The following is a 374-nucleotide window of genomic DNA, read 5'->3' as shown; positions in this document are numbered from 1 at the left end:
TAAAAGCGAAGGGTATCAAAGCCGCTTTGCTGTCTGGAGAGGTTCCTCAGCATAAGCGTATTAAAACACTCGAGCAGTTTAAAAACGGAAGTATTGAGATTTTAGTTGCTACGGATGTAGCAGGACGCGGTATTCATGTTGACGGCGTGAGTCATGTATTTAACTATAATCTTCCGGATGATCCTGAAGATTATGTGCATCGTATCGGCCGAACTGGACGCGCGAACGAAACAGGAGTTTCTATCTCTTTTGCCTGCGAAGATGATGCATTTTTGTTGCCTGAGTTAGAACAATATATTGGCATGAAGTTAAACTGCGAATATCCTGCACATCTACTCGATAAAAATAATAGTTAATACATTGCTGGTTGATCT

General features: G+C 41.2%; 1 protein-coding gene. It reads left to right on the top strand.

Going from position 1 to position 374, the window contains the following annotated elements; genetic code table 11:
- The coding region (locus tag A3762_RS05460; RefSeq protein ID WP_255375032.1) for a helicase-related protein at positions 1-356 on the top strand (356 nt) is incomplete at its 5' end.
- Positions 357-374: the final 18 nt, after the last annotated feature.

This window comes from Oleiphilus sp. HI0125 (genome assembly GCF_001635355.1).
This window is presented reverse-complemented; position numbering and strand designations above follow the sequence as displayed.